The organism is Streptomyces sp. NBC_00306 (assembly GCF_036169555.1).
Classification (GTDB): Bacteria; Actinomycetota; Actinomycetes; order Streptomycetales; family Streptomycetaceae; genus Streptomyces; species Streptomyces achmelvichensis.
This window is the reverse complement of the sequence record NZ_CP108032.1, coordinates 8,094,979-8,118,003: the sequence shown is the minus strand read 5'-3', so window position 1 is coordinate 8,118,003 and position 23,025 is coordinate 8,094,979. Positions and strand designations below refer to the sequence as shown.

The 23,025-nt window shown below is 67.0% G+C and carries 26 protein-coding genes and 4 pseudogenes; 21 read left to right on the top strand and 9 right to left on the bottom strand.

Annotated features, from left to right (window positions below):
- Positions 1-364 precede the first annotated feature (364 nt).
- The 5 genes and pseudogenes from OHA05_RS36310 to OHA05_RS36290 all read left to right on the top strand — a co-directional run.
- Positions 365-1,144, top strand: a pseudogene (locus OHA05_RS36310) (zinc-binding dehydrogenase); the annotation flags it as partial.
- 101 nt (positions 1,145-1,245) lie between these two features.
- Entirely contained in the window at positions 1,246-1,470 is a 225-nt protein-coding gene (locus OHA05_RS36305) for a cupin domain-containing protein (protein WP_443043863.1), read from the top strand.
- A gap of 84 nt (positions 1,471-1,554) precedes the next feature.
- Positions 1,555-1,686: a hypothetical protein gene (locus OHA05_RS36300; protein WP_328862999.1), complete on the top strand. Its 132-nt coding sequence runs from the start codon at positions 1,555-1,557 to the stop codon at positions 1,684-1,686.
- 548 nt (positions 1,687-2,234) lie between these two features.
- Positions 2,235-2,606, top strand: a complete 372-nt coding sequence (locus OHA05_RS36295; RefSeq protein ID WP_328862998.1) for a hypothetical protein — start codon at positions 2,235-2,237, stop codon at positions 2,604-2,606.
- 104 nt (positions 2,607-2,710) lie between these two features.
- Positions 2,711-3,490, top strand: coding sequence for an ATP-dependent DNA ligase (locus tag OHA05_RS36290; RefSeq protein ID WP_328862997.1), 780 nt, complete (start codon positions 2,711-2,713; stop codon positions 3,488-3,490).
- Here OHA05_RS36290 and OHA05_RS36285 read toward each other — a convergent pair.
- Positions 3,462-4,269, bottom strand: a protein-coding gene (locus OHA05_RS36285; protein WP_443043816.1) for an IS5 family transposase whose coding sequence is annotated in 2 segments (ribosomal slippage) — positions 3,462-3,915 and positions 3,914-4,269 — 810 coding nt in all. Because the reading frame shifts where the segments join, the coding sequence is not laid out codon by codon here. The genes OHA05_RS36290 and OHA05_RS36285 overlap by 29 nt on opposite strands.
- Positions 4,270-4,295: 26 nt before the next feature.
- On the opposite strand from OHA05_RS36285, the gene OHA05_RS36280 reads away from it, so the two are divergent.
- The 5 genes from OHA05_RS36280 (at position 4,296) to OHA05_RS36260 (ending at position 7,021) form a co-directional block, all read left to right on the top strand.
- Entirely contained in the window at positions 4,296-4,523 is a 228-nt protein-coding gene (locus tag OHA05_RS36280) for a hypothetical protein (RefSeq protein WP_328862996.1), read from the top strand.
- 715 nt (positions 4,524-5,238) lie between these two features.
- Entirely contained in the window at positions 5,239-5,457 is a 219-nt protein-coding gene (locus OHA05_RS36275; protein ID WP_328862995.1) for a DUF2945 domain-containing protein, read from the top strand.
- 2 nt (positions 5,458-5,459) lie between these two features.
- Complete coding sequence (locus tag OHA05_RS36270) at positions 5,460-5,792, top strand: DUF3140 domain-containing protein (RefSeq protein WP_328862994.1); 333 nt, start codon at positions 5,460-5,462, stop codon at positions 5,790-5,792.
- A gap of 629 nt (positions 5,793-6,421) precedes the next feature.
- Positions 6,422-6,643, top strand: a complete 222-nt coding sequence (locus OHA05_RS36265) for a hypothetical protein (protein ID WP_328862993.1) — start codon at positions 6,422-6,424, stop codon at positions 6,641-6,643.
- Positions 6,644-6,733: 90 nt separating this feature from the next.
- Positions 6,734-7,021, top strand: coding sequence for a fic family toxin-antitoxin system, toxin component (locus tag OHA05_RS36260; RefSeq protein WP_443043815.1), 288 nt, complete (start codon positions 6,734-6,736; stop codon positions 7,019-7,021).
- A gap of 75 nt (positions 7,022-7,096) precedes the next feature.
- Here the strand turns inward: OHA05_RS36260 and OHA05_RS36255 are convergent.
- A pseudogene (locus OHA05_RS36255) lies at positions 7,097-7,299 on the bottom strand (cold-shock protein).
- 48 nt (positions 7,300-7,347) lie between these two features.
- Between OHA05_RS36255 and OHA05_RS36250 the strand changes: the two are divergent.
- Positions 7,348-7,983 carry a DUF4386 domain-containing protein gene (locus OHA05_RS36250; RefSeq protein ID WP_328862992.1) on the top strand — a complete coding sequence of 212 codons (636 nt, stop codon included), beginning with the start codon at positions 7,348-7,350 and terminating at the stop codon, positions 7,981-7,983.
- A 456-nt stretch (positions 7,984-8,439) separates the two neighbouring features.
- Positions 8,440-8,634, top strand: a complete 195-nt coding sequence (locus OHA05_RS36245; RefSeq protein WP_328862991.1) for a hypothetical protein — start codon at positions 8,440-8,442, stop codon at positions 8,632-8,634.
- 445 nt (positions 8,635-9,079) lie between these two features.
- Here the strand turns inward: OHA05_RS36245 and OHA05_RS36240 are convergent, their stop codons facing one another.
- The 4 genes from OHA05_RS36240 to OHA05_RS36220 form a co-directional block, all read right to left on the bottom strand.
- A complete protein-coding gene (locus OHA05_RS36240; protein ID WP_328862990.1) occupies positions 9,080-9,310 on the bottom strand; it encodes a DUF5133 domain-containing protein in 231 nt (76 codons plus the stop codon).
- A gap of 206 nt (positions 9,311-9,516) precedes the next feature.
- Positions 9,517-9,663: a hypothetical protein gene (locus OHA05_RS36235; protein WP_328862989.1), complete on the bottom strand. Its 147-nt coding sequence runs from the start codon at positions 9,661-9,663 to the stop codon at positions 9,517-9,519.
- Positions 9,664-9,880: 217 nt separating this feature from the next.
- Positions 9,881-10,819: an alpha/beta fold hydrolase gene (locus tag OHA05_RS36230; protein WP_328862988.1), complete on the bottom strand. Its 939-nt coding sequence runs from the start codon at positions 10,817-10,819 to the stop codon at positions 9,881-9,883.
- A gap of 1,765 nt (positions 10,820-12,584) precedes the next feature.
- Positions 12,585-12,998, bottom strand: a complete 414-nt coding sequence (locus tag OHA05_RS36220; RefSeq protein ID WP_328862987.1) for an SRPBCC family protein — start codon at positions 12,996-12,998, stop codon at positions 12,585-12,587.
- 143 nt (positions 12,999-13,141) lie between these two features.
- Between OHA05_RS36220 and OHA05_RS38320 the strand changes: the two are divergent.
- From OHA05_RS38320 to OHA05_RS36185, 7 genes and pseudogenes are all read left to right on the top strand, one after another.
- Positions 13,142-13,371, top strand: a pseudogene (locus tag OHA05_RS38320) (IS5/IS1182 family transposase); the annotation flags it as partial.
- 1,719 nt (positions 13,372-15,090) lie between these two features.
- Positions 15,091-15,522 carry an Asp23/Gls24 family envelope stress response protein gene (locus OHA05_RS36215; protein ID WP_328862986.1) on the top strand — a complete coding sequence of 144 codons (432 nt, stop codon included), beginning with the start codon at positions 15,091-15,093 and terminating at the stop codon, positions 15,520-15,522.
- 36 nt (positions 15,523-15,558) lie between these two features.
- On the top strand, positions 15,559-15,786 hold the full coding sequence (locus OHA05_RS36210) for a hypothetical protein (protein WP_327686165.1): 228 nt from the start codon (positions 15,559-15,561) through the stop codon (positions 15,784-15,786).
- A 435-nt stretch (positions 15,787-16,221) separates the two neighbouring features.
- A complete protein-coding gene (locus tag OHA05_RS36200) occupies positions 16,222-16,902 on the top strand; it encodes a DUF6286 domain-containing protein (RefSeq protein ID WP_328862985.1) in 681 nt (226 codons plus the stop codon).
- A gap of 10 nt (positions 16,903-16,912) precedes the next feature.
- Positions 16,913-17,509: an alkaline shock response membrane anchor protein AmaP gene (amaP, locus tag OHA05_RS36195; RefSeq protein ID WP_328862984.1), complete on the top strand. Its 597-nt coding sequence runs from the start codon at positions 16,913-16,915 to the stop codon at positions 17,507-17,509.
- A 277-nt stretch (positions 17,510-17,786) separates the two neighbouring features.
- On the top strand, positions 17,787-17,942 hold the full coding sequence (locus OHA05_RS36190; protein WP_327686162.1) for a DUF6131 family protein: 156 nt from the start codon (positions 17,787-17,789) through the stop codon (positions 17,940-17,942).
- A gap of 61 nt (positions 17,943-18,003) precedes the next feature.
- Positions 18,004-18,174 carry a hypothetical protein gene (locus tag OHA05_RS36185; protein ID WP_328862983.1) on the top strand — a complete coding sequence of 57 codons (171 nt, stop codon included), beginning with the start codon at positions 18,004-18,006 and terminating at the stop codon, positions 18,172-18,174.
- A gap of 677 nt (positions 18,175-18,851) precedes the next feature.
- Here OHA05_RS36185 and OHA05_RS36180 read toward each other — a convergent pair.
- The gene (locus tag OHA05_RS36180; protein WP_328863531.1) at positions 18,852-19,787 is read right to left on the bottom strand and encodes a YihY/virulence factor BrkB family protein; all 936 of its coding nucleotides are present in this window, start codon (positions 19,785-19,787) and stop codon (positions 18,852-18,854) included.
- Between the two features lie 915 nt (positions 19,788-20,702).
- Between OHA05_RS36180 and OHA05_RS36175 the strand changes: the two genes are divergently transcribed.
- Both OHA05_RS36175 and OHA05_RS36170 read left to right on the top strand, forming a co-directional pair.
- Positions 20,703-21,080: a DUF3618 domain-containing protein gene (locus tag OHA05_RS36175; protein WP_328862982.1), complete on the top strand. Its 378-nt coding sequence runs from the start codon at positions 20,703-20,705 to the stop codon at positions 21,078-21,080.
- Positions 21,077-21,343, top strand: a complete 267-nt coding sequence (locus tag OHA05_RS36170) for a DUF4235 domain-containing protein (protein ID WP_328862981.1) — start codon at positions 21,077-21,079, stop codon at positions 21,341-21,343. Before OHA05_RS36175 ends, OHA05_RS36170 begins: the two co-directional genes overlap by 4 nt.
- Positions 21,344-21,565: 222 nt before the next feature.
- Here the strand turns inward: OHA05_RS36170 and OHA05_RS36165 are convergent.
- Positions 21,566-21,679 (bottom strand): annotated as a pseudogene (locus OHA05_RS36165) (MerR family DNA-binding transcriptional regulator); the annotation flags it as partial.
- Positions 21,680-21,802: 123 nt separating this feature from the next.
- Positions 21,803-22,633, bottom strand: coding sequence for a PAQR family membrane homeostasis protein TrhA (gene trhA, locus OHA05_RS36160; protein WP_328862980.1), 831 nt, complete (start codon positions 22,631-22,633; stop codon positions 21,803-21,805).
- Positions 22,634-23,025 lie beyond the last annotated feature (392 nt).

Below are 23,025 nucleotides of genomic sequence, written 5' to 3'. Positions count from 1 at the left end.
CCTGCAGGATCTTCATTGATGGCCAGCGCCTGAATCCCTGCCGCTTGCCCTGCGCGAGGAGATCAGCCCGCTGCTGACTCCGGCCGGGACCGCAGTACCCGTGGTGGAACACGCGCCTGACCGTCACCTGGGGCAGCCGTGAACCCCGCAGACAATCGAGATCCTGAAAATGCGACGGCACGCTTCGCGAAGAAGAACGACCGATGAGCGAGCTGCATGCCGGTCGGACTGCAACAGGCGCGCCAGTCGGCGGCGGCGCACCCCTTCGTCCGCGATACGTCTGCGGGGCATTCGCATGGAGTTGCGGAGATCTGGCGCGGCCCGATCTCACGGCCGGCTGCGACGGGCGACCCGTACCGGCAGTTTCGTGGAGGAGGCCGGGTCCGAGGTCACCTCGGTCAGGCCGGGCCAGTTCGTCGTCGGCTCCTTCGCCACCTCGGACAACACCTGCGCGAACTGCCGAAATGGCTTCCAGTCGAACTGCTTGCACCGCGAGTTCATGAGCACCTGCCAGGCCGACTACGTGCGCATCCCCAACGCCCAGGGCACCTTGGTCGCCACCGACGAGACGCCGGGCGAGGAGCTGTGGCCCGGTCTGCTGGCCGTCTCCGACGTCATGGGCACCGGCTGGTGGGCCGCCGATGCCGCCGAGGTACGGCCCGGCTCCACCGCCGTGGTCGTCGGTGACGGCGCGGTCGGCCTCTGCGCCGTGATCGCGGCCAAGGAGAGGGGCGCAGAGCAGATCATCGCCATGAGCCGCCACGAATCACGGCAGAAGCTGGCCCGCGAGTTCGGCGCAACCGACATTGTCACCGAGCGCGGCGACGAGGGAGTGGCCCGGATCAAAGAGCTGACCGGCGGGATCGGCGCCGACAGCGTGCTGGAGTGCGTCGGCACCGCCCAGGCCATGCAGCAGGCCCTGCACTCCGCGCGGCCCGGCGGCAACGTCGGCTTCGTTGGCGTACCCCACGAGGTCGCCTTCGACGGCCAGGAGCTGTTCTTCTCCCACGTCGGCCTGCGCGGCGGCCCGGCCCCGGTGCGCCGCTACCTGCCCGACCTCATCGACCGCGTCCTCGAAGGCCGGATCGACCCGGGCAAGGTCTTCGACCTCACCCTGCCGCTGGAGCAGGTCGCCGAGGGCTAGCAGGCCATGGACGAGCGCCGCGCTATCAAGGCCCTCCTCAAGCCCTGACCCGGCCACTCACCTCACCACCCCGCCAGGTCACCGCATCCCTGGTGCACTTCATGCCCGGCGCCCGCACCCACTGGCACCGTTATCCGCTAGGACAGACCGTCTTCGTCACCGAGGGGATCGGTATGTGCCAGCGCCGCGGCGGCCCTGTAGAAGTCATCCGTCCCGGCGACCGCATCCTGTTCGAGGCCGATGAGGAGCACTGGCACGGCTCCGCGCCGAACCGGCTCATGGTCCACTTGGCCACGACGCCGACCACGACGTCGTGCACCGGCTGACCCCCGTCACCGACGAGGAGTACGCCGCGGCCCCGCCACCAGCTGAACCCGCCCCTAAACCAGCACCAGGATGGAGGATCCGACGTGAAGGTCACCTACCGGACCGCATTCGTCACCGGAGCCGCCTCCGGCCGCGCCACCGAGCTCGCCCGCGCCGGAGCGCAGGTCGCCCTCGTCGACCTGTACGAGGACGGGCTGAAGGAACCGCGCGGCTGATCACCGACGGCGGCAGCCAAGCTCTCACGGCCGCTGCGACGTCACCAGAGAAGACAACGTCCAGGCTGCTCGTTCCTGTGCACCCGCGCATAAATCCGGCAGATGCTCCAGCAAGACGAAGGCGGCGCCATCGTCAACGTCTTTGGCGAGGGGGCCGCCGAGCAGGGCGGCTTGCCTGCCACCGAGCAGCAGGGTTGCCCAGCGCTGATTCAGAGCTTGCCCAGAGACAGCAACCGAAGGTGCATTCTGGAAAGGAGGGCTTGTCCAAGCCCCAAGCCCCTTGGGCAAGCCCACCAGGTGTGGGCCAGTTTCGGAGCGGTGCTGGCCCACACCGCATACCGATCCTTCCGTGACCGCCGCCTGTTGACTCACGACCCTGCGGGCGGGAAGACCATCAGAGCGCCATGGACCGCGATGAATTCTTGGCGCTGCAGCAGCGGCTCAACCGGCGTCCGCGACTGTCGCCGGCTGGCCGTTGAGCAGCCGGCGCACTGAGCACATGGCGCGCCGCCAAGACGCAATATTCGTACGCAGCTACGCTCTCGTGGATGAGCACCTCGTACTCGTTCCCCGATGACCTGCGAGCCCTGCAGCTTGAGATACTCCGTGTCCGCGCGGCGTACGAGGAGCACTGTCGCACTCTTCCCTGGAGCGTTGATCCGATGATCGGCGTGACCTACGAGCGGCCCCTCGCAGGCGGCCGCACGGAGCCGGTCATAGACCCGGACTCCCCCGGCTTCACCCCCGAGCAGATCGAGGCGGACCGTACGTTCCGGAGCAAGATCGTGGCGCTGACGGTCGCAATCTACGCCCACCCTTGGTGGGCGGAACTCCCCATGGGTAAGGGCGTGGGGGCCCGCACGGCACTCAAGCACGTCGACGACGAACAGCCGGCCGCCGAGCCCGCATCCTCGGACTGAGCGGCAGCTGTAAAGCCTGCTGCCACCAAGCGGGTGCGCACTGCTATCGGAGCTACCAGTCGGGGTATGCCGAAAAAGTGACAGTTAATCCCCCCTTGGTACCGATGGCGGCGCATGCCCTCGCCCGGCTGCCCGCCCCCGGAGCGATGCCCGGCGGCATGGTGTTCGAGCCCAAGTACGACGGCTACCGCATGCTGGTCTTCGTCCACGGCGGCAAGGTGTTCCTGCAGTCCCGGAATCTGCGGGATCTGACCGGTGCGCTTCCCGAAATCGCCGAGGCGGCCGGAGCCCTGGGCAAGGACGTCGTCCTGGACGGCGAGGTCGTGATCCACACCGGAGGGCGCCTTGATTTCTCGGCCCTGCAGCAGCGGCTGACCCGCCACCCCGCGACGGCCGCCCCCCTCGCCGCCGAACAGCCGGCTCATTTCATCGCCTTCGACATGCTGGAGCACCAGGGCACCGACATGTTGACCTGGCCATTTGCCGAACGCCGGGCCGCGCTGGAGTCCTTCTTCCACCAGCATGCTCTGCTCACCCCCTGGCAGTTGACCCCCGTGACGACGGACCGCGACCTGGCGGAGCAGTGGCTGACCGAATGGGGAGGCCTCGGTGTCGAGGGCGTGGTTGCCAAGGGCGCCCAACAACCGTATCTGCCGGGTCAGCGACGCTGGTTCAAAATCCGGGCGCGGGACACTGCGGAAGCGATGGTGGGTGCCGTCACCGGGCCGATCGCCTCCCCGAACACACTGCTGCTCGGCCGCTACACCCGAGGCGGCCAGCTCCGACTCGTCGCCCGCACCACACCCCTCCCCCTCGCACTGCGCAACGAGATCGGCCCGACGCTAAGACGCCATCTCATTTGGCGAGTCTGCGGTAGCAGATGAGGGTGCAGGCGATGCTGGTGAAGGCGAGGAAGTGGTCGGCTTTGCGTTCGTAGCGTCGGTGGAGGCGGCGGCAGCCGGCGAGCCAGGCCATGGTGCGTTCCACGGTCCAGCGATGGCGGCCCAGCCGTTGTGAGGACTCGACTCCCTTGCGGGCGATGCGGTGGGTGATGCCGCGCGTGCGTAACCATTTCCGCAGGTGGGCGTAGTCGTAGCCCTTGTCGGCGTGGAGTTTGGCGGGCTTGCGCCGTCGCCGGCCGCGGCGCGAGCGGATGGGCGGGATGCCCTTCACGAGCGGGATCAGGGCCTGGCTGTCGTGCAGATTGGCCCCGGAAATGCCGACGGATATGGGCAGACCCGATCGTTCCGTGATCAGGTGGATCTTCGAGCCGTACTTGCCCCGGTCGACAGGATTCGGACCTGTCAGGTCCCCCTTTCAGGGCCCGCATGTTCACCGAGTCGATCGCGCACCTCGACCAGTCCAGCTCGCCGCGGGCACCGAGTTCGTCGAGGACCAGGCGGTGGAGTTTGGCCCACACCCTGGCCTTGGACCACTCCGCAAACCGCCGGTGGGCGGTCGCTCCGGACGGGCCGAACGACGCCGAAGGCAGCTGCTGCCAGGTGCAACCCGATGTCGCCACGAAGACGATCGCCGCCAGCACTTCCCGGTCGCCGTGCCGACGCCGACCACCGCCCTGCGGCCGCGACGGCGCCTCCGGTACCACCCGCTGGAACAACTCCCACAACTCGTCCGGCACCAACCGCTCAACGATCCCCACCATGACTCACAGACTACCGAGTCACCCAAATGAGATGGCTTCTAAACCCGGCCGGTCCCGGCCATGCGTGGTGGCACATGCGGCTGACCGTCACCTGGGGCAGCCGCGAACCCCTAGCGTTCACCTGCGTCGAACCGGAGCTCGTAGTCGAATTCCTCGGCGACACCGCCATCGACTCCGGCCGCTGGCGCCACCCCGTAAAGGCGCAGCGCGCCCGCACCGACCTCAGACCGACAGACATCACACCCTTCGACTGACTGCCGGAGCGAGGTGTTGTTCGGCTCGTGCATCTTCGGCGCGCGCCCTCGGTATGGGAGTGCCAACGTGGGCGGCAGGAGCGTCCGTGCCGGAAGCGCCATTTCGGCAGGCAGGCTGCCTACACACTGAGGTCTTCTCTGCTGTAGACCCCGGCCGCCCGAGACCACAACGGTCATGGGTCAGAGGCTGATGGCACACAGTCCGGCCAGGCAAGTCACCTCGGACGGACCATCTCGGCCTCGAGCCCCCTGCCCCTTGGGACCGCGCGATGCGTGCAGGCCTTCACGCAGGATTCGTAGGCCGCCAAGGACCGCATTCACCAGTACGGCCGGATCGACCAGCATCGTCCGGGCCGGACAGCGGATCACCGTGTCCGTCGTACTCGCCGAGGACCCGGCGGAGACATCGCCAACCGCCAGGCCGTATGACTCGAGAGGGCCTGTGACGTTCCTGTTTGAAAGCCGGCGCCGTTCACAAGCGCGAGGGGTGCGATGAAGACCGGCTCAATGCCGGTACTCACAAGGGGTCTGCGCCGTCAACACCAGCCTGATTCGAGGGTCGCACGGCTGCCTGCGCCCGGGGCGCTGCCTAGTGGCACGGTGCGGCCACAGCTGGTAGAGGCAACCCATTGCCGACCGCCGCCCGACGGCAGTGTCGTCCAAGCCGGGATGCGAAGCGAGTACTCCCGCCCGACGATGCAAGGGGAGGTACACGATGAGCAAAAGCAAGAAGCCGCGCAAGGGAGACAAGGTCTCCTGGAAGAGCCACGGCTCCACTGCGGAGGGAACGGTAGAGAAGAAGATCACGGAGCGCACCGAGGCTGCGGGTCGTACCGTGGACGCGACACCAGAGGAGCCGCAATATCAGGTGCGCAGCGACAAGTCCGGCCGGTCCGCAGTCCACAAGAAGCAGGCGCTGCGGAAGAAGGACTGACAGTGGACGCAAAGAAGAAGCAGGAAGTCCGGCAGGAGTTCCTGCACCTGGTCAACCTCTCCCCCGCAGAACTCGAGAAGTGGCTGGCCACCGACAGATCCAAAGCGGCTGGCCAGCACAGCAGTGACGGTGAATCGACGGGACACGCCTCGGGACGCCGCATCGTCGAGCTGCTCCGTCAGAAGGAGGACCAGCTCTCCGACGACGACTACGAGCACATGCAGAAGGTGAACGGCTTCATCCACCGACACCTCGCCCAGCGGCCGACGGGCGAGATAGAGGATTCCCGGTGGCGGCAATCCCTCATGAACTGGGGGCACGACCCGCTGACGTAGCGATTGCCAGGCGAAGCTGAAAAACAGAGGGGCACGGGCGAATCCACAGTTTCAGACGCCCAGCGTTCGGCAACGGTGCACGCCAGGGCTGCGTTGAGCCACGCTTAGCCGGAAAGCACGGCAGGGTGTCGGCGTTGGCCGCGTCCATTCCAGGGCCACTACATCGAAGCAGCCCCCGGAATACGGAGCCTCCGGTGAGTCAGCCCCGGAAGTTCCTCGCTTTTGCCCAGCCGCAGTGCGCGAGCGGAAGGGGCGCCCATTCCTATCTATGGCCCTCTCGACACCGCCACTGAGCGCAGGGAATTCGCTCGCAGGCAGACGGCCATGCCGGCCAAGCCCTGGGCTGATCGTTGGGAGGCGTCGGCGGCGTGGGCCGGCCGCCGCCCAGGGCCAGCCCACGCCTGGCGGGTCAGCCGAAGATGGTCCTCACGGAACTATGCGTGCATGCCGACCGCCTCTTGTTGAACGCCACCCCGGTGGCAGGAACGACGGGGCTTTGGCCCCGGCCGGGGACGTGCACGTGGGTCGGCTCGTCAAGCCGCACAGCTGGTGCCCCTCCACCCCGAGGGCTCTCTCGAGGTTCGGCATCGGGCTGCCCTCAAAGCTATGGCGCCGCTACGGTGGGCCGTATGGCCAGGGAAATCCGCATCGAGGTCGATGACGAGACCTATGAGCAGCTGAAGCGTCTTGCCGCCGGCGGGCACACCGAGCCGGAGCAGTACGCCGCCCAGCTGCTGACCGCCGACATCACCCGCACCCGGTTCGTCGAGGCGGCGGGGACGTTCGCTGCCGAGCACGCCGAAGGGTTCGCCGCCCCCTTCGGTACCGGTGAAGGGCAGGCCGCTGCCTGATGGCACCGGTCACCCATCGACGAGGGCTAGCTCCTCGACGTCGCCCAGACCCATGTTCCCGGTGATCCGGACGTCACCGACTACGGCGCCATGGCCGCCGCCGTGGCACGCCACCGCCACACCGTCATGGGCACGTATGTCTACCCCGAACCGCACCACCGCGCCGCGGCGCTACTCCACAGCCTGGCCCGGGTCCCGGCGCTCGAGCACAGCAACGAGCTCTTCGCCGTGATGGTCGCTGCCGCATATCTCCAGGCCAGCGGCCAGCCCGTCAAGGTCACCACCGATGACGCGACTGACCTGGTGGCCGCCGTCACCTACGGCCGCTTCACCGTCCGCGACACTGCAGCCGTGGTGAGGAACTGGATCACCACCTGACCCGCGCCGTCAGCTGAACATGACGGGGCCCCGGCAGCGACGCTCCGGGGCCACCGTCTGACACGTGGAGCGGGGTCAGGCGAGGGCGATGTTCTCCGCCTGCGGGCGTTCTGCCCCTGCGCGACATCGAAGGTCACCGCCTGGCCTTCCTGGAGCTCACAGAGGCCGGAAGAGTAGATGTTGCAGCAGTGCGCGGAGACGTACGGACCCCCGCCGTCCTGCGCGATAAAGCCGAAGGCCCTTTCGGAGTTGAACGACTTCGCGGCACCGCTGGCCACGCCCGTGCCTTCCGGTCAAGAGCGGGCCCGCACCGTGCGGAGCCGAAGTTGATCGCCTCGGTCCTGGCACTGCACAGCAAGACGCCCGCGCCGGAGCGCTGCAGGTACTGCGAACCACGACATCCCACAGAGACCTCACCAACGCTCGAAGGTCAACCGGATAACGCCGATGCGACGTTCCTGCTGAAACCGCAGGGAGGTTCGCTGTTCCCTGTCCTGCGGCGCCACGGCGAGGGGCTCGCGCTCGGTTACGCCTTCGGGCGGCTACTGGAGGCGGCCGTCATCACCCTCGGGATCATCGCCGTCCTGGCGCTCGTCACCCTGCGGGACGCCGGCGCGGCGGACGGCGCCGATGTCGCGCTGGCGGCCGTCCACGACTGGGCGTTCCTGCTCGGACCCAATATCGCCCTCGGCCTGAACACCGTCCTGCTTGCGTACCTGGCGTATCACGCACGGCTCGTGCCGCGCTTCATCGCCGTGCTCGGGCTGGTAGGCGGGCCGTTGACCTCGCCTCAGCCTTTGCCGTGTTGTTCGGGGCTTACGCGCAGCTCCTCCGTGCCGGGGTCGGCCGCCGCGCTCCCCGTGTTCGCCTCGAAGCTGGCACTGGCCGGGGTGGTGGCTGATCGTCAGGGGTCTGGGGCCCGGCTCAGGCACCGCGCCCCGGGCAGACCGAGAAGTGGCTGATCCCGCCGGCGTCCGTCCCTGAGGCCGACCCGCGCCGACGGCACCACGTACGGACCACGCGCCAGCGCTGCCCGGCGGGACCGTGTGGGTGAGGTGCGGCGACCGACGGCGGCGATGTGCGCGCGCCAGTCGCCCTCCGGGGCCGACACGTCGAGGGCGCCGGGCGACCACCGATCCGGCTCGACTGCCAGGCCGCGGATTTCGTCAGCCGCATCCTCAGCAACCCGCCCCACCCATTCACGATGGCCCGTTAGTTCGCCACCCCAGCGGACAGGACCACGGTGACTCTGTCAGCGAACCAAGCGGTCCGTCCCACTCTCGGCCTGACGGGCACTACCCGGTGAGGAGGCCGGTGCGGAGCTGGGCCAGGAGCCGGGAGACGTGCATCCGGGAAATGCCTAGGGCGATTCGTTTGGATCACTCCCGCAGGCCGAGGTTGTCGTCGATGATGTCCAGGTGACCAACCGCATCAGCGCTCTGATCTCGGCCTTCGGCGTCCTTGTCAGCACCCTGCTGCTCACCTTTGCGGTTCGTGAGTACCGTTCTGGGGCCTCGGCTCTCTGGATCGGGGCTGGAGCTGTGATCTTCATCAGTGCCTCGTACGCGCTCGTGCGGGACATCCGACGGCTCCGCTCGGGACCGACGGCCTGAGTGCCCGACGCCCGGCTCCCCACACAGGCCGAGGCCAGCGATCCCGGCCAGGCTTCCCAGCATGCGACGGCCTCTCACGTGCCGCATCATCGCAGTGTCTCTGGTGAGCGCTCCCGAGGCCGCCGGAGTCGCGAGAAGCGCCCGGGATGCGGTCGGTCACCGTGCCCGGGCTTCACTGTGCCGCCCAGGCGCCGAAGCCCCGTGAAGGCAGCCGCCCCGGCACCGGGAGAGGTGCCGGGGCAACCGCGAGGCGAAGCAGGTGCCGGTGTGCTTACGGCACGCTAGCAACCAGCAGATCCCTCAGGCTGGAGGCGCGGCCGGGCGGCGCTGCGCCGAGCAGCGGCTGCCCTCGCCTCACCCCTTGGATCTGCCTGACGGCGTAACGCACGTCGTCGCGGACGGTGCAGGGCGCACCGGCGCCGGTGCGCCCGATGGGAACAAGTGGTCAGCTCGCGGCGACCAGTGAATCGTCCTCGGGAGGGTCCCCGGGCAACCGGTGCCGGGCGGCGATCAGCGCCGCATCCACGTCCCGGGTACCGGTAGACACGCACAGGGTGTACGCAGCGTCTTCCATCCGCTGCCGCACACCAGGACTTCCCTTCTCGACGTGCAGCGCACACAGCTTCTCGTACTGCTCCACCAGATCCTTCAACACCGCAGGGTGAGCAAGAAGCATGATCTGCCTCCATCCACGCGAGCCGATACCACGAAGCGAATACCCCCACAGCATCCTTCATTCACCCGTCTGCCGCTCCCCGGGAGACGGCAAAGCTCCCGGCTGCGACCTGCTGTTGCGCGGGCACTGGCGCGTAGCACACCCCCCAAATGGATTGCATCGCCTACTCGCCATGTTCTTCGCAGGGCGAGTAGGCCACGCGAGCACTATCCGGCCTTCAGGCTGAGCAGCTCACGCAGCGTCGCGTACGTCTCGATCAGCTGATTGCGGGTGAGCCCGTCGAGCAGCGCGAGCCGGTTCGGGTCTGCATTGTCTCTCCGGGCCGCTTGGTCAAGGCGTCGACCTGGTTTCACCTCCTGAGCCTGGTCGATCGTGAGACCCGGCATACACCGCCGCCTCCCGCCGGATCTCCGACCAGTTCATTTGTGGGTGCGGTCAGGACCGTGGAGGTGATCGCTGCCTCGTCGATGGAGGTGACGCATCCGAGGACTCTACGGCGGCACAAGCCGACGCCACCTCCTGACGAGGCGGCGTCGGCTTTGATCGTTCCTGCACTGAGCAGGGTTCGCGTCATTTCCCAGCAGTGGCGGGCGATGTGGCAGCACCCTGGTCCGCATCACCGCGGCCGGAGTTCAGGAACTCGGTTAGGACTGCCGCCATCCTGTCGGGAGACTGCTCGGCGAGCCAGTGCCCGGTGTGGGGAATGACAGCGGTCTGCACATTCACCGCAGCGCCCTTCATGGAGTCGGCAACGGCCTTCCCCCAGCTGTCCTGGCCACCGATTCCCAGAACGGGCATCTTCAGCTTCGTCTTCGCCCGCTTCTCGTTCTGCGCGAGGGTGGCATCCCAGGCACGGTAGAAGCCGAAACTTCCGCTCAGACTCTGAGGGTTGGAGAGGAGACGGACGTAGTAGTCAATGGCCTCCTTGGCTACTCCGCCGCCCTGGATCTTGAACTCGTAGCCGTAGAAGGCATCTTCCCGATCCGAGACGAGCTCTTCGACCAGCTTGGCGTCGGCCCTGTTGAACGGGATATGCCACAGTCTGTTGTTGAGCGGCTCGGGCACGAACAGAGGCGGAGACGGGACCACGCCGGGCGGGCCGGGTACCTCGGCCAGGGCAACACGCTCGACCCGGTCCCGGTAGTCAGCGGCCAGCGCGTAGCTGATGATCATGCCCGTGTCGTGGCCGACGACGGAGAACCGCTCGTGGCCGAGCTTGTCCATCAGAGCGGCCAGGTCCTTGGCCAGAGTGCCGGTGTCGTATCCGCTCGAAGGCTTCTCGGTCAGGCCGATGCCGCGCTGGTCGACCGCGATGACTGTGTGATGACGCGCCAGGGCCGGCATCAGCAGGCGCCACGCGTACCAGTTCTCCGGCCAGCCGTGCACCAGCAGCAGAGGCGGGCCTTCGCCTCCGATGACCGCGTGCTGGCGCAGACCATTAGCCTCGATGTAATGGTCGGTGAACGTCTTCTTGAAGTCCGCTGAGAGACCTGGAGAGGTGGATACCAAGCCGAACTTTCCCGACTCCGAGGCCGACGAAGTGGTGCTGTCAGTCGGTACCGCAGGCCCTCCTCCCAAAGTGGAGGACGCGGCATTTGCAGGAGGTGCTCCCGTGGAGGACAGCGCCAATCCGCCGACCAGTGCAGCGACGGCACCGGTGGCAACGAGAGCGCCGATGACGGTGCGCCGAGAAGGCCTACGACTACTGCCCTGAGACGGGTCTGGGTTCGACCTGCCTATGGAAGGCGGCTCGCCAGGAGTTCGGTTCATGTAGTTCTCCTTTCGCACCGTGAACGTAACCTCACGTGGAGTTACCGGCATGTCGGGTGCACGCGTACTGCGCGCTGTTCGCTGATTGGGGCCAGTGGTCTCAGGTGCGACGTCCTGCCTCGAAGCGGCTGGGGTGTGGGTGGGTCGGGAGCGGTCAGAGCCGCCCTGACGGGATACACGGCAACCATTTCGCTGCGCCAGGCGGGTGATGGCGAGGGCGGGGGCTTGCCATCCGGCAAACCCACGAGTGACCCTGCGGCTCGCCGCCCCTTGCGCGCGACGTCCCTACCTTCCTGGCCAGCATCGTGCGCGCCGTTACCTCCTCAGGCTGGGTTGCCCCAGTAACTGCCGCAGACACTGACTGCTGGACCGCGCTGCTGCCCAGTACGACCAGAGAGGTCGGGCGGGTGAACGCACCGCCATTCGTCACCGCCCTGACTGGTGACCCCTTCTCGGGGATGGCTGGACGCCTCTGCCGTACCAGCATCGGCCCCCTGCCGAAGGCGTGCGACGGCTTCGGTGCGGCTATCGGCGCACGTCATCACAGCTTCAGCTCGTCCTGTCGGAGAGTCGGAGGAAGCGCGGCGGGGCCGGCGCCTCACCCTGTTGCAGACGGCTCTCCTGGCGCACGCGGCGAGATGGAACCAGCGGACCGTGATGACGTTCCACCAGCGAGTGGAAGGGGCCGCCGCGTTCGCACAAGCTCCCGCAGACGGCTGTGGAGCCGTACACCAGTCGGGCAACGACCTGGCGACTGCGGGCGGAGTCGCTGCCCAAGTCGTCGATCGATGCGAAGCTGTACGAGCTGCAAGTGGGCCGCCACTTGCCACCGGACCGGGTGTGGTCGGCGTGACTGTGCGGCGACCATCTCGTCAGGGAGCTGCGCGAGGTGCTGCGGCAGTTCAGAGGCGGTGCCGACGCCGCGGGCCGGCAGGAGCACCGGCCGCTCCTCGCCGAGGCAGAGTGTCGACATAGTCGGCCTACGCGATGTCGAAGCCATCGTGAGGCGCGGGTCGACGGACCAAGTCATGCAGAACATCGGCTGACGCCTGTTGCCTAACCGGACGGACGACGCAGGTCGCGCGGATTATCGTCCGAGTCTTCCGCCAGCCCGACGAACGACCAAGGTCTCCCACGACAGTGACTCGTCGAGCAACTCGCTTTGGCAATCTGCCCCCCGCAGCCCGCTCCGACCCCACCCCGCGCATCGCGATACGGCAGCGCGCATCACCTGCCAGCAGGGCGACGACGGGAAGGCCGAGCACCAAGAGACGGAGGCGGCGCCGGGGAGCGTGGTGCAGCGATGCTGCTGAACTTCGCCTCGCCGCGGGGCCCGGCCACATCGCCGCGGTCGTACGACCTCGCGCACCCTCAGATCGCGCACCGGACGGCCTGCCGCTCGGCACCGTGAAAAGCCACGCGCACCGCGCCCTGCAGCGCCGCGTAGGAGAGGCGCACGGTGCTCAAGCATTCCAGTCAGCTATCTGTCGGGTGCCCTTTCTGCCTAGTGCTCGGGGGCTTCGACGGCGGCCTTGATGCCACGTAGCGCCTCCCGCAGCCCCTCGTCAACCTGTTCTCCTTCGGTGCGTGCCGTGTGCAGCTCAACGCTCAAACGGGAGGTGTCCGCGCTTTCGCCCCTGCCGACATGGAGGCGGCCATGGTATTCGTTTGGCCCGGGTGCACCCCATTCGAGGGTCCTACCCTCCTCAAGGACGCGGATCCAGGCCTCGCTGGTGACGTCCTGCTCCGGCGCGTCCTCGGGATCGATATGTGCGGTGACCGTGACTCGGTCGCCGTCGTGGGGCTGGGCAGCGGTCAGTCGCGGCATGTAGTGGGGGAGGTTCTCCACATCGGCCAAGTATGCGAAGAGCCGGCGAGGCGGAACGGCCACTGTGATCGCGTTGTCGTAGTCACCCATGTTCGGGCTGTCCCCGCTCATACCGCGCCGTCAAACAGGGTCGTGCCGTCTGTCGCTCCGTCGGCCGCTCGACCGCACGGCAACTGGTACGTCGCGGCAAAGGCCTCGCCGGCCACGGAGCGCAGGCACCCAGCGGCTGCGGCCTGCTTGCGCTCGAGCCGGCCTCACGTCCCGTCGATGCGGCCGACCGGCTGCGGATCGTGGACGGCACGCTGGTCCCGGTCGGTGACGGCAAGGTCGGCGCCTCGAAACCCACCTACTGGTTGTCCGCCAACGTGCAGGTCATCATCGACGCCGACACACGCCTGGCCACCGCCCGCCCGTCCGCGGTGACAGGGCCAACACCCACGATGGGCGGGACTCTGGCCTGCCGCGGCCACATTTTGCTCCGCGACGGCACCTACATCAACAAGTACCCTGCCCATCGGACACCGGCAGCATCATCGAATCCGCCGTGTCAGCCGACGCTTCCACGGCAGCCCGGACCAGGGAAAGTGGCAACGCCCCCTCCCATCCCCATAGCCGCATTGCGGTGACGGTAACCCTGTCCTGGCGGACCTCCAGGCCTGGGATGCTGGTCGTGCTCCACTGCGTCTGGTCAATTTCCATGATCTATCCTGCGAATCGACCAGCGGCTAGGCGCGGTCCGACACGAACCAAACGTGAAGTGGCAAGTGCGTTCGATCGGACGATCCCGTCGGGGGCCCGGGTGAAGCGCCGCCGCTGCTACACCCTCGAGGCAACCTGCTGCTCGTTCACTCGGGACTCAGCAGGGAGGAGTCGACCCTGCGACAGTTGCGGGCGGCCGACCTGGAAGCGGAGGTGGCCGACCACGGGGTTGCCCTCGGGCCGGTCCTGCAGTCCCGACACCTCTGGCGCACATCAAGGCCTGATGGAAGCGGATCAGAACAAGGAGGAGCTGGTGATCATCGGACTCGGAAAATCCGAGCTCCGGGATCGGCGCTGACGAAGGCATCGGTCCGCAGGTGGATCCCAAACCGCATCGCCCGTACGCGCTGGGGCTGCTGTGCAGCCACTGGCCTCCTGGGAGTGGCATCCCGTCTCTCCGCGCCTTGCCGCGTGTGCGCGGCGTTCTGACGTTTAGCTGCCGTTTGGCGCAGACAGGGCAATGGAGCTAGGCCGCGGTTTCGGTGACGAGGACGGCAACGGTTACCGGGGCGTTGGTGTCACGAGCGGCTGCGCCGGTTACCGCTGCCCGGACAGCGCGGGCGACTTCCAAGGGATGGTGTCCGGGCGCGACCGCGAGCTGCACCCTCGATGTGCCGGCCGGGCGGATCGTCCTGTTGCTCCACCCTGATCGGGTGACCTCCCAGCGCAGCAGTGAGGCGAGCGACGCCCGGAACGGCAGACACGACGCCGTCCAGCTCCCCAATGGGCCCCGCACGGGTTCTGTTCCGGTCAGGGTCGAGTTTCGCGCGGGCGCAGATTCCGACGGGGACCTGGTGGTCTTCTCTGCGGTCCGCGACCCGACGTCTGTCTCCGTGCTTTCATGGAGATCCGTGACGCGCAGATCAACTGCCACGGTGATCAGGCCGAGCCGTTCAGCGGCCACGTTGAGCAGTGTGCTCCTCAACTGGTCGGCGGCCTGGTGCAGTGGCTGCGCGACGGACGCGGTGAAGGCGGCCTCGATCCTGAGCGGGCCAGGTGGCAGCGCGCTGACCGGCGGGCGGACGGCCGGTTCGGACACGGGCTCGTGCGGCGCAGGTCCAATGCGCACACTCTCCAACCATGCCGGGAATCGCAGCGGCCGTACGCCGGAGGGTCAGGAGGGCCGCTTGCTCCGTGATCCATGTCCCGTCATCGGGCCCTCCGAGCGGGAGCAGTCGACCCAGGTCGAGCTGACCGCGTACTGCCTGCATCCACTCCTCGGTATTCACCTGTCCACCCTCTCCCAGGTTCGTTGCTCTTCCTGCCCTTGCGCCCGGCATGTCCTCTCGGGCTCCCGGCAGCGCTCCCTGGTAATCGCCGGGCCACCAGACTCATGGTCGTTACTTCTCCTTAAAAGACACTAAAAGTGAATATAATTTGACCGAGGAATGCCAGGCGTGCTCCGTAAGGGAGGAATGGCCTGATGACTGAGAACGCCGGCGCAAGGCGCGGTGGCGCGCCCGGCTCTCGTGGTCGGACGACTGTCGCCGATGTGGTGGTGGAGAAGATCGCCGGGATGGCCGCACGGGATGTACTCGGCGTTCATGCCCTTGGCAGTGGATTCGCACGTTCGATGGGCTCGATGCGGGAGCGGATGCCCGGCGCCGGTAGCGGCAAGTCCGTAACACGTGGGGTCAGTGTCGAGGTTGGAGAGGTGCAGGCAGCCATCGATCTGGAGATCGTTGTCGACTTCGGCGTCTCGATCACGGACGTGGCAGGTGCAGTACGGGAGAACGTGATCTCCGCAGTGGAACGGATGGCGGGGCGGGAAGTCGTGGAAGTCAACATCGTGGTCAGTGATGTGAAGCTGCCCGACGAGGAGGATGAAAGCGAGGAGCGGCAACGGGTCCAGTAGCGCGGCGGAGCCGGATGCTGGGTGAAGGAGCGCGTGATGAGCAGAACCATGGTGGGTTTGATCGCCGGAATGGCGCTGGGTTTCGCCGCATACTTCGGTGGCTTCTGGGCTTTCCTGCTGGTGCTGGTACTGGGTGCCGTTGGACTTGTCGCCGGGCGGTTGACGGAAGGTGATCTGGAACCGGGTGACTTTGTCCGCCGCCGAAGCGACCAGCAGCGGATCCGCGATGACCAGCGAGGCGCTCGGAGAGACTGGCGGCAGTGACCAGGGCAGCCGATCGACGCCCAGCCGTCCCTCGCGAGGAGCGGGGCGCGACCACAGTCACCGACCGGGTCGCCGCGAAGATTGCTTCCCAGGTGACGCGCGAGGCGCTGAGTCGGTTCACCGAGACGGCCGGTGACGTACCTCCGGGCCGCCGGACGCCGCGCGGACCAGGTTGGTGCGGCGCGCACCGGAGCGGAATGACAGAGAGCGAGGGCGTGATTCCGCCGAGCTCGGATCGGTGCTCGGCGAAGTGCGGATGCGCATCGCCCTGGAGCTGGGCTATCCGTCGGACATCGGTGCTCAGTGCGCTGCGGTGCGCCGAGAGGTCGCCGAACGGCTCAGGGCATGGGCCGGCATGGATGTGTCTGACCTCGTGGTCTCGGTGGAGAGGCTGCACTCGGTCCACTCGCGGCGTACAGACCAGGAGAGGGTGAAATGAGCGCGAACACGTGGCGCCCGACCGGCGGCAGCGGCTCTCCCTCCGATCCTGGAGAGGCAGCTTCTCCGGGAGGGCCCCCGGATACCGGCGCGACAAAAGAGGCCGTTCGTGAATCGGGCAGGTCGTCGCACCGTTTTTGGTCTGCACGGCGGATCCCCGCGACCATGGTGGCCCTGCTGTCCGTCACAGCTACTGGACTGCTCCTGTACGACGTGGTGTCGGTGCGGGCGGGCCGGCCCGGGATGCGCTGGCGACGGCAGCTCGCCGATGAGCTGGCCACGCGGCCGTTGGACGACATCTGGGTGATTGCCGGAGCCGCAGTGGCGATGGCCCTGGGCCTGTGGCTCTTCCTGCTGGCGGTGACGCCGGGACTGCGCAGGCTGCTACCCATGCGGCAGCCCATCGGCAGCCGAGAAATCGGGGAGGTCCGCGCCGGGCTCGACCGCCGCGCAGCTGCCCTGATCCTCCGTGACCGGGCCGTGCGGGTGCCCGGTGTCGAGTCGGCTCGGGTCGATGTCGGGCGCCGGAAGGTCAAAGCCCGGGCGCAGTCACACTTCCGTGATCTCGACGAGGTTCGCGCGGACCTCGATGCCACGCTGGGCAAGGCCACGACAACCCTGGGGCTGTCCCGGCAACCCACGCTGTCCGTGCGCGTGCGGCGTTCGAAGAAGGGCTGAGTCGATCCCGATGCTCAAGACAGCGAACCGGGTGCTGCTGGGACTGCTGGGCCTTGGTCTGTTCGCCCTCGGTGGCGGCGCACTGCTGGGCGGCCTGGATCTGCAGCGCCGCTGGGGTTTCGACGTGCCGGGCTGGTGGCCCTTTCGTGGTCCGGACGATGTAGTGCTGGGCGTGGAGGGACGCACCCGGTGGCGGGAACAGGGCTTGTGGTGGCCGGCCGTCATCGCGGCGCTCGTCGTGTTGCTGGCCCTGCTGCTGTGGTGGCTTGTCGCCCAACTACGCAAAGACCGGCTGGGGCAAATCCTCGTCGACAGCAAAGACGGCGCAACGACCCAACTCAACGGCCACGCGCTGGAGAACGTGATGGAGGAAGAAGTCCAAACCCTGGACGGAGTCTCACGGGCTCACGTACGGCTCACGGGCCGACGTACTGTCCCGGTCGCACGAGTGCGGCTGTGGCTGGAGCCTGACGGGGAACCGGAGCAGATCCTGGGTCGACTCAGCCGGGAAACGCTCACACGCGCAAGGGACTCGGCGGGACTGGACCGTCTCCCGTCGAAGGTCCGCCTCCGACAAGTCCGTCACGGCGCCCATCGCGTCGACTAGGAATCCTTCGCCGGATACCAGGACGGCATCTCGCAGAACCCGCGGGGAGGAATGTCCGCGACCGGCCGTGCCAGCACTCGGGCTGCCGCCGTCCACTGCAGAGAATTGGCATGCTGCGCAAGCATCCGCCCGACCGCACAGGGAGAGAGCCATACGAGAAATCGCACAAGGCCACCCCCCGAGAATCCGAGTCGCGAACTCGGGGACTGCTTGACAGGCCACCGCCACGGGGCGCGCCTACACTGAAAATGAGGCAGACGCGAGACTGGAGGTCATCATGATCATTATCGGGGTCATCCTGCTGATCATCGGCTTCGTAGCCAGCATCTCCATCTTGTGGACCATCGGGATCGTCCTAGTCGTCATCGGACTCATTTTGTGGATCCTTGGGGCAGTCGGCCACGCGGTCGGCGGACGCCGCCACTACTGGTAGGCAGTTCGGCTTCGCCCTGATGTAGTCCCCCTGCCACAGCCACGACTCGGGGAGGCGTGCGATGGCCCTTTTCCTGATTCTTCTCAGCATCGCCATTGCGCTGGTCATTATCGGCGCTGTCGTGGACGGAATGCTGCACCTGCTCTCCATCGGGGTGCTGCTTGTCGTCGTCGCCGTCCTGTACCTGCTCGTGCGCTCGATATCGCGCTCGCAGCGACGCCCGGCCCCTTGACCCCTGTCGGTAGATGGTCGGGCCAGCAATCCGCATGCAGCCGTTGCCCAGGCAAGCCGTTCGGCGTGCACGTTCACCTGACGTCCCGGACATCCACCACGGACACCAACGACGCCAGACGCGGGCATACATGTGCGCCACTGCCATCGCCGTGACGGCGGAGCCTCACGGCGGCATTCGCGCGATCGAACATGCAGAGCGCGCGCACCTGGGAGCCGCAGGTTCGGATGCCTGTGACACAGGCCGACCGGCAGAACTCAGTTCGGGTGGTGCTGCATGCAGACCGTGTACCGCCTACTGCCCTGCCCGCCGCGCCTACTGCAGTACTGCTCACGGCAGCCGCTGAGCACTGCGGGCCACCCGGTACGGCCGTCAGCCCGTCGCCATCCTGCGACAACCCCGGCTTCGGGTTCGATCCACAGCCAGCTTGCAGACAACGTCACATGGCGGCGTCAGCGGGGATGCCGTGAGCCTGGAACGCCGGCTCACAGGTTCGGGCCGGGGCACCGCGCATGCGCCAACTATCCGACCCTGTGTCCAGCTTCCCGAGCCCTCCGTTGATCGGCGCCGCAACAGCGCCACCGTGCGTGTTTCCCGCTTGGCCTGATTCCTCTGACCGGGCAGCAGTTGTGGACTGCGGGCAGGACTGACGTCATTGACGCCCCTCACTTGCGGAGTCAGTTGTCTCGAGAGTCCACGGGTCCGGTGTCGCCCATGGCCTGACGGTCCTCGTCGGTCCATTTTCGGGTGTCACGCGGTTCTACGTAGGGCTCTTCGCGGTGGGGGTGCCCGGCGATGATGGCTCGTTCGCGTGCCAGTTCCGCGTCGAATTCGAGACCGAGCAGAATTGCGAGGTTGGTGATCCAGAGCCAGACGAGGAAGATGATGACGCCGGCCAGGGTCCCGTAGGTCTTGTTGTAGGACGCGAAGTTCGCGACGTAGAGCGCGAATCCGGCAGACGCAAGCAACCAGATGATCAGAGCGAGAACGCTGCCGAGGGAGATGAACTTGAACCCGCGGTCTTTGGCGTTCGGGGCGGCCCAGTACAAGATCGCCAGCATGAGGGTCACGAGCACGACCAGCACAGGCCACTTCGCAATCGACCATACGATCAAGGCGGTGTCACCAACTCCCAAGGCAGTACCGATCTGCCGGGCGAGTCCGCCAGTGAACACGACGATCAGTGCACTGACGCAGGCCAGGATCATCAACACAAGAGTCAGGCCGACGCGCACAGGGAGCACTTTCCACACCGGCCGACCTTCCGGCAGATCGTAGACCGCGTTGGAGGTGCGAATGAAGGCGGCCACATATCCGGACGCCGACCACACTGCTCCGACCAGGCCGACGATCGCGAGGATAGAACCCACCCCTGCGCTGCCCTGGAGCTGTGTCACTGCGTTGGCGAGCACATCCTGAGCCGCGCCCGGCGCGAGCTTCTTGATGTTGTCGAGGACAGACTGGGTGGCCGATTCGCCCACGATCCCGAGCAGTGAGATCAAGACCAGCAGAGCGGGAAACAGAGCCAGGATGGCGTAGTAGGTCAGGGCTGCAGCCCGATCCGTCAATTCATCCTGCTTGAACTCTTTGAACGTGCGTTTGAGCACCGCCATCCACGACTTTTTGCCCACCTGCGTGGGCGAGTCGGGCGCATCGCGTTCACCCCGGGGGCCCGGTGGTGGCGCCCCGTCGCCACGTCGATCCGTCGACGAAGTGTTGGCCTGCTTACCGCGCTGTTCGCTCACCATACGAGCCGGGTAACCGGAACGATCTCCCCTACGCCCGTTTTGCCCCTTTCCTTCCATTGGTATCGCCTGAGCTGCAGCAGGACCTTCTCAGCCCGCTGCTGTTCCGGGCCGCAAGCTTCGAAGCTCTCTCGGCATGGCCAGCAACAGCATGATTGAGCCCGCCACGGCGACCTCGAATAGCAGCTGCGATCAAGGTGGCAATGTCCACGTCACACAGCCACGCTCTGCCACTACTGCCACGGCGCCGAACCGGGAGCACATCAGCATGCGGGTGGTGAGTGGGTGGGGCAGGCTCGGGTACTCGCGGGACAATACGGGCGCAACTGCCGCAGCCGGACCATGGAAGGCGGGTAGAAGACGAAGGGGCAGGTCATGACCTGTCAGTGGATCAGGTGCTCCACCATCACGACGGAGAGCCGGTCGGGCGAGCTGGCCAGAAGAGCATCGGAGCAGCTTTCGCAGCCCATACACGAGCGCTTCGACTCGCCCAGGTAGGGGTGCTGCACAGGGACAAGCGGTTGGGCATGGGTGGCGACGTTGGGCGGAGCGTGCTTGATCGGCTTGCTGGCTCTACCGGCACTGGCGCCTACCGCCCTCAGAGCGCTAACGATCGTTTGGCCGCCCTAGCTGCGGCGCTCGTCGTCACCGTCTGCCTCATGGTGGTGCAGGTGCCCTGGCCATCGTCGGCAGTGAGATCAGCACCTACCACTCCCCTGCCCCCCAGCAGGCAATCGGCAGCGTCAAGCCTGACGTGGCCGTGATCAAGGAGAGGGCGCGCCAATGACGAAGCAGTCTCCGGAGAAGGGCTCCTCCCCAAGCGTGGATGATTTGCGCAGGCAAGTGGAGGCGACTCGCGCAGAGCTCGGCCAGACTGTTGCAGCTCTAGCTGCCAAAGCCGACATCAAATCTCGGGCAACCCAGAAAATGACCCAGGTCACGAGCAATATGCAGGATCGTGCCGCCCAGGCCCGGCGACAGCTGACCGGCTCGGCCCATGCCCTGGACGACAGGCTTCACGACGAGGCCCCGCAAGCGGCCTGGCACAGGGTGTATCGAACGGGAGGGCATACCCGCCTTGACCGTGACGCGCTCCTTGCTGTCTGCGCGACCGCCTTCGTCGCGGTCTTGCTCATCCGACGCAGCAGGAGGTACCGATGAAAGCGTCCAAGATCGCCTACAAGCCGGTCGGTCTCCTTATGGGGGCCGTGACAGGCGCTGTGGCAGGTGCACTGTTCAAGCAGGCGTGGAAGCTCATCGGCCATGATGACGACGCGCCCGATGCCACCGACGCAGATCGCCAGTGGAAGGAAGTCTTGGTCGCCGCTGCCCTCCAGGGTGCTATCTACGCTGCTGTGAAAGCGGCTGTTGACCGCAGTGGTGCCACAGCCGTGCACCGTCTCACCGGTACCTGGCCCGGCTGACAGGCACGCGCCCGCCACATACGCTCAAACACCGGGCCACGATCGCGTCGCCGCCAGCTCGCTCACTACCAACTGCACTGGCAGGGCTGGGAGCCGGAAGCCCTGAAACGATGTTGCCCGGGACGCTGAAGCGTTCCGGCAACGTGCACGGGGGTCGGAAGCAGCTGGCAGCTGGCCGGGAAGGCCGCGAGTTCCGGCCGTCTCAGACGGGCGGCCTTTGGATTCTCCCATGCGGCGGCGCGGGCAGAACTCGGCGTTGATGCGCAGGGCTTCTTCGAGCTGGTCTTCGAGGATGATGATGCGGCAGGCGGCCTCGATGGGACTGCCCCGGTCGACCCGTCCTTTGGGCAGCGGCAACATCATTCGCCCAAAGCGTGGGACGAGTTCCCCGGCGTCCCGTCGCGGACCAACGCGCGGCAACGTGGGTGGACGAAAGTCACCGAGCCCATGTTGTCGCGGTCAGTAGGTGGCCAGAGAGATGGCAACGTAGTGCGCGGTGAAGGCCGCCACTGTCAGGACGTGGAAGACCTCGTGGAAGCCGAACCAGCGGGGCGAGGGGTCCGGGCGCTGAAGGGCGTAGACGACGGCGCCCGCGCTGTAGAAGAGGCCGCCGGCGACGATCAAGGCGACCACGACCGCCCCGCCGGTGTGCAGGAAGTCGGGCAGGTAGCGCACCGGCGCCCACCCCAGGGCCAGGTAACACGGGGTATACAGCCAGCGCGGAGCGCCGATCCACAGGATTCGGAACGCGATACCGGCCGACGCGCCCGCCCACACGATCCACAGCAGCACGTACCGCTGGTCCGGCGGAAGGAGGAGCACGGCCAGGGGGGTGCAGGTGCCCGCGATGATCAGGAAGATATTGGCATGGTCGAGGCGTCGCAGAAGCGCCTCGCCGAGCGGCCCCCAGGTACCGCGGTGGTAGATGGCGCTCGTTGCGAACAGCAGCCAGGCGGTGACCGCGTACACGGTGCAGGCCAGGACAGCCTGCGGAGTACGGGCCAGGCAGATGAGTACGACGCCTGCGACCAGTGCAGCAGGAACCATTCCGGCATGGAGCCAGCCACGCAACCTCGGTTTGATCGGTTCAGCCAGGTCGGCCGCCCTCTCCACGAGGGCGGCAACCGGGTGAGCGTTCTCCTCTGCTTCGTCACCTGGTGATCCGCAGGGCTGCCGGCCGGCACACTGTTCTGCACGCGCTGAAGTAGCGTGGATATGCTTGATGTCAGCGGCGTCGCGAGACACAGCTTCTCGTCCTCCCTCAGACTCCTGAGCGTCGCCAGCGATCATGGAGTCATGTTAGGAGACGCACCACCACAGCACGGGGAAGCTAGCTCTCGTAATCCAGGCTCACGTCTCCGGGCATGGGCTGTTTCGCCGCCGTGTGCGGCGGCGTAGACCCCGCCACCGATTGAGTCTGCCGAAGCCGAGTAGTTCGGCCAGTCCTGGGAACGATCAGGCACCCGAACGGGCATCTCCCGCCTACGCTCCAGGATCGCCGATGCTTGCTGAAGTCCGCCCCTACGTATCAGCTCCGCTCGCGCGGCAGTTGGACACCAGGTGAGCCTGGCACCGCACCTCGAAGCCAGCCATCTCGATGTGGAGCGCGTCTCCGGCGTCGAGTCACCGCAGCTGCCCGATCTGATGGCTACGCAGCCACCGGCCATCTCCTCGGGCTGCTG

Excerpts from the sequence above, each read along its gene's own strand:
- OHA05_RS36305 (WP_443043863.1), top strand. The coding sequence starts at position 1,246 with ATGCCCGGCGCCCGCACCCACTGGCACCGTTATCCGCTAGGACAGACC.
- OHA05_RS36295 (WP_328862998.1), top strand. The coding sequence starts at position 2,235 with ATGAGCACCTCGTACTCGTTCCCCGATGACCTGCGAGCCCTGCAGCTT.
- OHA05_RS36290 (WP_328862997.1), top strand. The coding sequence starts at position 2,711 with ATGGCGGCGCATGCCCTCGCCCGGCTGCCCGCCCCCGGAGCGATGCCC.
- OHA05_RS36280 (WP_328862996.1), top strand. The coding sequence starts at position 4,296 with ATGAGATGGCTTCTAAACCCGGCCGGTCCCGGCCATGCGTGGTGGCAC.
- OHA05_RS36275 (WP_328862995.1), top strand. The coding sequence starts at position 5,239 with ATGAGCAAAAGCAAGAAGCCGCGCAAGGGAGACAAGGTCTCCTGGAAG.
- OHA05_RS36265 (WP_328862993.1), top strand. The coding sequence starts at position 6,422 with ATGGCCAGGGAAATCCGCATCGAGGTCGATGACGAGACCTATGAGCAG.
- OHA05_RS36260 (WP_443043815.1), top strand. The coding sequence starts at position 6,734 with ATGGCCGCCGCCGTGGCACGCCACCGCCACACCGTCATGGGCACGTAT.
- OHA05_RS36240 (WP_328862990.1), bottom strand. The coding sequence starts at position 9,310 with ATGCTTCTTGCTCACCCTGCGGTGTTGAAGGATCTGGTGGAGCAGTAC.
- OHA05_RS36220 (WP_328862987.1), bottom strand. The coding sequence starts at position 12,998 with ATGGGTGACTACGACAACGCGATCACAGTGGCCGTTCCGCCTCGCCGG.
- OHA05_RS36215 (WP_328862986.1), top strand. The coding sequence starts at position 15,091 with ATGACTGAGAACGCCGGCGCAAGGCGCGGTGGCGCGCCCGGCTCTCGT.
- OHA05_RS36210 (WP_327686165.1), top strand. The coding sequence starts at position 15,559 with ATGAGCAGAACCATGGTGGGTTTGATCGCCGGAATGGCGCTGGGTTTC.
- OHA05_RS36200 (WP_328862985.1), top strand. The coding sequence starts at position 16,222 with ATGAGCGCGAACACGTGGCGCCCGACCGGCGGCAGCGGCTCTCCCTCC.
- amaP (WP_328862984.1), top strand. The coding sequence starts at position 16,913 with ATGCTCAAGACAGCGAACCGGGTGCTGCTGGGACTGCTGGGCCTTGGT.
- OHA05_RS36190 (WP_327686162.1), top strand. The coding sequence starts at position 17,787 with ATGATCATTATCGGGGTCATCCTGCTGATCATCGGCTTCGTAGCCAGC.
- OHA05_RS36185 (WP_328862983.1), top strand. The coding sequence starts at position 18,004 with ATGGCCCTTTTCCTGATTCTTCTCAGCATCGCCATTGCGCTGGTCATT.
- OHA05_RS36180 (WP_328863531.1), bottom strand. The coding sequence starts at position 19,787 with ATGGCGGTGCTCAAACGCACGTTCAAAGAGTTCAAGCAGGATGAATTG.
- OHA05_RS36175 (WP_328862982.1), top strand. The coding sequence starts at position 20,703 with ATGACGAAGCAGTCTCCGGAGAAGGGCTCCTCCCCAAGCGTGGATGAT.
- OHA05_RS36170 (WP_328862981.1), top strand. The coding sequence starts at position 21,077 with ATGAAAGCGTCCAAGATCGCCTACAAGCCGGTCGGTCTCCTTATGGGG.
- trhA (WP_328862980.1), bottom strand. The coding sequence starts at position 22,633 with ATGATCGCTGGCGACGCTCAGGAGTCTGAGGGAGGACGAGAAGCTGTG.